The sequence below is a fragment of the Spirosoma sp. genome (assembly GCF_048594605.1).
Taxonomy (GTDB): domain Bacteria; phylum Bacteroidota; class Bacteroidia; order Cytophagales; family Spirosomataceae; genus Spirosoma.
This window is the reverse complement of the sequence record NZ_JBMDWV010000273.1, coordinates 1-5,041: the sequence shown is the minus strand read 5'-3', so window position 1 is coordinate 5,041 and position 5,041 is coordinate 1. Positions and strand designations below refer to the sequence as shown.

Below are 5,041 nucleotides of genomic sequence, written 5' to 3'. Positions count from 1 at the left end.
CTTTATAAGCGTACTACCCGCCAGAACGGCCGATACGTGCAGAAAACCACGACGTGATACGTGCATCATTGTTGAAAGTGATCGATGTTACGATCAATAACGCAAAAACCCGCTGAACATACTCGTCCAGCGGGTTTTTGGAATAATTGCTACGTCTACTTACCCCAGAATCCATCTTCCTGAGCGATATCTTCCGAATACACGGTAGCCTCGACAATCTTGCCATTTTCGACTGTGTACACATCAATATTGTTTACATCTAAAACGCCCCCGCCCGGTTGAGCAGCTTTCCAGCGAACGAGGCAAGCTACTTTGTTTCCATTGACCGTTATCTGCTTAATATCGGCTAAGCTCAGCGTATTAGCGGTTGCGGCAAACATATCGCCCACCATATGAAAGACAGCCGCGCTGGATGTTTTTTGACCCGAGAAGCGATTCGTTCCGGGTTGATTCCACTGAATATCTGGGTGAATAAGGGCTGCAAGTGTCTGGTTGTCGCCTTTTTGTACGGCGGTCAGAAAGTTTTTTACGGTTTGTGCTGGTTGACTGTTCATGGTAGTTGGTTTGGCTTGGTTTATGGTTAATTGATTCGTTTGTTGCGCGGATGTCTGGCTTGCCAGAGTCAGTGATCCGGTCAGGATGGTACCGAAAATGAAGTGAAGAATTGCGTGCGTTTTCATGGCGTTTGCGATACGTTACGTTTGTTTGAACGATGCAAAACTAGAGCCACTCACCCGGCCAGGTCTTACCCCAATCCGCCAATCGTTTACCATTTTCCGCCGGCGGCTGGACGTATTGAACATTTCCATTTACTTTCGTTCAAACGCTACATCATGAATGATTTTCAACTGCTTTTTGTCGGTAATCTGCTGGCCTATGCCGCTCAGCGGAACATTTCGCCTGATCGTCTGTGTCAGCTTTCGGGGATTAATTTAGAGGCAATAAAACAGCGAACGAACGTAGCGGTTACGCCAAAGCAACTCAACGACCTTTGGCAGAATGCCAGTCAGTTGAGCAACGATCCGCTTTTTGGGCTGCACTTCGGTGAGTCGATGCAACTGGCTGCCCTGGGTATTGTCGGACAGATTATTCAGACCAGCAAAACGGTGGGCGAAGCGCTGACTCATGCCGCCGACTTTATCCAGTTGCTAACAAATCTGTTCGACATGGAGGTGTCAGGAAACGACCGGACGTTCTCCATTCAGTTTAATCCTTATCCCGACCGGGCCGCCGAATCGCCGTTCGCGTTACGTCAGATGCTGGATCTGGCAATGGTGTTTGTACTGCACGAAACGGACGGTTTGGTGCTGAAGCGGATCAAACCTGATTCGGTAATGATTCCGTACGACGTAACGGATCGGGTGGAATACGAGCGTGTGCTACGTTGCCAACTCACGGAAAATTCAACGGAGTATGTACTGATTTTCGATGGTTGCTACTGGGACGAACCTATCCTGACGGCCAATTATGAACTGCAGCAGATCTTACTGCAAAAGGCCAGTTCTTTACTCAATACGTTCGGCGCCAATCAGTTGCTGAACGAGCGAATCCTGAATTATCTGATTGCAAACGCGTATCTGGGAATTCCAAGTCTGGAGGAGATAGCCGCTAATTTTAATACCAGTTCCCGCAGCCTTCAGCGGAAACTTCAGGAGGAAGGTGTTACGTATCAACAGTTAGCCGATTCGATCCGAAAATCGTTGGCGGTTCATTATCTGGAATCCGGAAAATACCCAATCAAAGAAATTTCGTATCTGCTTGGCTACAACGAGTTAAGCGCCTTCAGCCGGGCCTTCAAACGCTGGACCGGCAGCACGCCCGTTACGTATCAAAAACGTTAATTGGGCTATCTTGGTGACATATGACAGCGGTTTTCTACCTTTGCCGCTACCCATTCACCAGTGCATCATTGATGCCGTAAATCGTCTATAAAATCACGTTCACTACCAACCCATGCAACGTAGAGACTTTGTTAAACTTGGAAGTATGCTCGCTACAACAGCAGTTCCCACGAGTGTACTGGCTGAAACAACTTCCGGAAACAGTGCCCCCAAACCGAATCAGTCGATTGATTTTCTTCAGGATGGATTACTCTTATCGCCAAAAGAATACGCTGATTTGTTGATGAAGCTGGCCGATGAAGGCAAGATTAAGCCAGACTTTTATTCGAACGGGGGAGTCGTAGAAGAGCTGGAAAACAAGTTTGCTCAGTTGCTGGGACAAGAATCGGCGGTTTTTATGCCAACAGGCACCTTGGCGAATCATATTGCGGTCCGACGACTGGCGGGAAATAATCGTCGGGTGATTGTTCAGGAACAGAGTCATTTATACAACGACACCGGTGACTGCTCTCAGATACTCAGCGGATTGAACCTGATTCCACTGGGAGAAAACGCCGTTGAATTTTCGCTCAATGAAGTTGAACAGGTGGTGACCAAAACAAAAGCCGGTCGGGTAGAAGCGCACATAGGCGCTATCATGATCGAAACGCCGGTAAGACGCCAGCAGGACCGTATCATTCAATACGATACGCTGAAAGCGATTACCAGCTATGCAAAAAGTAATGGTATTAAAACGCATCTGGATGGAGCTAGGTTGTTTGTGCAATCCGTCCATACAAACGTTGAGCCCAGTCGTTATGGCGAGTTATTCGATACGGTTTTCACGTCTATGTGGAAATGTTTTAACGCCAGTTCCGGCGCTGTTCTGGCTGGTTCCAAAGCGTTTAGTGAAAAGCTGTTTCATGAACGAAGAATGTTTGGCGGGGGCTTGCCGGCATCCTGGGCGTTTGCCGCCGTTGCGCTACACTACGCCGATGGATTCCTGAACGACTACAAACTGGCCTGGTCAAACGCTGAAAAGCTGTTCTCGGAAATCGGGAAAAATGAACGGTTTACGATTGAACTGCTTAAAAACGGTTCGCACGTAGTACGCTTAAACGTAGCGAAGACGAATCTGGGCAAGTTCAGAGAGTCTTTGCTCAAAAAGAATGTCGAACTGGCTAAGCCTGATGATAAAGGTTTCTGGCTTAAAATTAACCCGTCTATCAACAGAAATACACCGCAAAACCTGGCTGGCTATTTTCTGGAGTCCATAAAAGAGGCTTCTGTATAGGCGCTGAATACGGCATAGCTGACCGAATAAGTCACACCAGTCAACGCTGTTGCAAACACAACTTATACCTGCGTTTGCAACAGCGTTAGCCAAGCTTCGCGTACGCGGTTTTCGGCCAGATATTGCTTTGCTCGTAAATGGAGCAAATCAGGCAGATACTGACAACCGTATTGGGCTTCGTCAAACAGTTCGTTCAGAATACCCGATTGCCGAAATTCTGCTGTTTCGTCGGCCGTTGGCAGCACCGGAAAACTACCCAGCTTTCCGAGATCATTGCCCGATAAAATGACGCTGTTACGTATCGAATGCGGTATTTTGTCGACGCCAATGCCTGCCTGCGGACGAGCGACCTGAAAAGCGGCATCGCCACTGGTGCGGCTGTACCAGTCACCGCCCATGCGACCGATCAGATCAATTTTGTGCGGGTCAATCACGCCGTTAGTATCAAAAATGTTCTGGTGAAAATGAGCCAGAACGACGTCACAGATGACCAGCGTACCGGCTCCGGGTTTATTGCCCGACGTGGATGCGCCCGTTGGGATGATTTGCCTAACCATGCATTCATACGTAGCGGGCGATTCGGCGACTCTGGGCGGCCGAACTCGCTCGGAAGGTAAGGCGGTAAATCCTGATTTTTCGAACTCGTTAACACCCCGCTCAAACTCAGCGCTAGTCAGTGACATTTGCTCGACCATGGCGTAATTCACTACGTTGATGACGACTTCGCCCACTTCTTCCAGATTCAGCAGCGTGTGTTTTTTATGGCCGTGGCGATTAATACTTGGTGAGAATACCAATGTATGCGGATTGTAGCCGAAAACATTAAAGAAACTGAATGGGCTCAGATTGACATTGCCCGCAGCATCGATCGTACTGGCAAACGCAATCGGTCGTGGGGCAATGCTCCCGATTACGTAGCGATAAAACTCGTTGGGTTGTAAATCGGCGGGATTGATGGTTGTTGTCATAACGTAGTAAACGCAAAATTTCTGTTTCAGATAATGGTTCCGGTTACCTCGCCCAGATCAACGCGGACGCCGTTCTGAAAACACCAGCCAAGGAACGTAACGCTGTCGCCATCGGTCAGATACGTTCGGGAATCAGTAGGCGACAAACGCAGCGGGCGGGTGCCATTCCAGCTTAATTCGAGTAGCGAGCCGTAACTACCGGGCGTATCTCCCGAAATAGTGCCCGTAGCCAGTACGTCGCCGATATTCAGGTTGCAGCCATTAACGGTATGGTGTGCAATCATCTGAGCAAAATTCCAGTACAGGTTCCGGGTATTTGTCCGGCAAATGCAAATTTCTTCGTCATTGGCAGGTTGCATCCACACCTCCAGTTCAATTGTAAAATGCCCCGGCCGGGTTATTTGCAGATAGGGGAGAGGAGTTGGTTCCTGCTTCGGGCCAGCCACGCGGAAAGGCTCCAGTTCGTCGAAGGGTAACACCCAGGCCGACAGGCTCGACGCAAAGTTTTTCCCCAGAAATGGTCCCAGCGGCTGATACTCCCAGCGTTGAATATCGCGCGCCGACCAGTCGTTGAACAACGTAACGCCAAAGATGTAGTTCTCCGCTTCATCAACCGGAATTGGCTCGCCGAGCGGATTGCTCTTGCCAATAATCAGCCCCAGTTCGAGTTCAAAATCCAGCGATTGCGACGGCCCGAAAACGGGTTGTTTATCCGCTCCCAGAAACTGCCCGATGGGTCTGCGAATGGACGTACCGGATACCACAATCGAGGAGGCCCGACCATGATAGGCTACTGGCATATGTTTGTAATTGGGTAATAACGGATCGCCATCCGGACGGAACATACGCCCTACGTTTTCGGCATGATGAATACCCGCGTAGAAATCGGTGTAGTCGCCGATACGTACCGGCAGATGCATCTTAGCTCGTGACTCGTGGATAAATACCTGATCATGAAT

Annotated in this window: 5 protein-coding genes; 2 read left to right on the top strand and 3 right to left on the bottom strand. The window is 49.3% G+C overall.

Annotated features, from left to right (window positions below; genetic code table 11):
- Window positions 1-155 precede the first annotated feature (155 nt).
- On the bottom strand, window positions 156-680 hold the full coding sequence (locus tag ACOJS8_RS16595) for a nuclear transport factor 2 family protein (RefSeq protein ID WP_420149661.1): 525 nt from the start codon (window positions 678-680) through the stop codon (window positions 156-158).
- Window positions 681-833: 153 nt separating this feature from the next.
- Between ACOJS8_RS16595 and ACOJS8_RS16590 the strand changes: the two genes are divergently transcribed.
- The gene (locus ACOJS8_RS16590; protein ID WP_420149660.1) at window positions 834-1,841 is read left to right on the top strand and encodes an AraC family transcriptional regulator; all 1,008 of its coding nucleotides are present in this window, start codon (window positions 834-836) and stop codon (window positions 1,839-1,841) included.
- A 112-nt stretch (window positions 1,842-1,953) separates the two neighbouring features.
- Entirely contained in the window at window positions 1,954-3,114 is a 1,161-nt protein-coding gene (locus ACOJS8_RS16585; RefSeq protein WP_420149659.1) for a threonine aldolase family protein, read from the top strand.
- Window positions 3,115-3,176: 62 nt separating this feature from the next.
- Here the strand turns inward: ACOJS8_RS16585 and ACOJS8_RS16580 are convergent, their stop codons facing one another.
- Both ACOJS8_RS16580 and fahA read right to left on the bottom strand, forming a co-directional pair.
- Window positions 3,177-4,082, bottom strand: coding sequence for a flavin reductase family protein (locus ACOJS8_RS16580; RefSeq protein WP_420149658.1), 906 nt, complete (start codon window positions 4,080-4,082; stop codon window positions 3,177-3,179).
- A gap of 26 nt (window positions 4,083-4,108) precedes the next feature.
- The coding region (fahA, locus tag ACOJS8_RS16575) for a fumarylacetoacetase (RefSeq protein WP_420149657.1) at window positions 4,109-5,041 on the bottom strand (933 nt) is incomplete at its 5' end.

Coding starts and splice junctions, on each gene's coding strand:
- ACOJS8_RS16595 (WP_420149661.1), bottom strand. CDS start 680: ATGAAAACGCACGCAATTCTTCACTTCATTTTCGGTACCATCCTGACC.
- ACOJS8_RS16590 (WP_420149660.1), top strand. CDS start 834: ATGAATGATTTTCAACTGCTTTTTGTCGGTAATCTGCTGGCCTATGCC.
- ACOJS8_RS16585 (WP_420149659.1), top strand. CDS start 1,954: ATGCAACGTAGAGACTTTGTTAAACTTGGAAGTATGCTCGCTACAACA.
- ACOJS8_RS16580 (WP_420149658.1), bottom strand. CDS start 4,082: ATGACAACAACCATCAATCCCGCCGATTTACAACCCAACGAGTTTTAT.